The organism is Domibacillus sp. 8LH (assembly GCF_038806185.1).
Lineage (GTDB): Bacteria > Bacillota > Bacilli > Bacillales > Domibacillaceae > Domibacillus > Domibacillus indicus_A.
Genome location: NZ_JAVJNG010000166.1, coordinates 1 through 267, shown reverse-complemented (window position 1 = coordinate 267; position 267 = coordinate 1). Strand labels below are relative to the sequence as shown.

The window sequence follows — 267 nt, the reverse complement described above, 5'->3', positions numbered from 1 at the left end:
CTGCCGGGTCGAGACGAGAACCCGCGCGAATTCGAAGATGTCGCGCGCGGCCGTGATCCTCGTGCGGAAGGTCAGGGTGACGATCTCCTCCTCGGGCAGGAACAGCACCGTGTCGAGGTTGGCGATCCGCTGGGTCAGCCGGCCCGAGCGCCGCTCGAAGGTGGCGAGGATCTGCAGGCGCGGCAGCCAGGTGGCGATGCGGCCCCGCGGCGAGAGGTTCACGAGCTCGACGGGCTCTCCGCCCTTGGGATAGGCAATCTGTTGATC

The 267-nt window shown here is 68.2% G+C and carries 1 protein-coding gene; it reads right to left on the bottom strand.

From position 1 onward, the window contains the following. Nucleotides 1–267 (bottom strand): DUF2169 domain-containing protein (locus RG959_RS24265; RefSeq protein WP_342799316.1); only part of this gene is annotated, 267 nt, incomplete at both ends.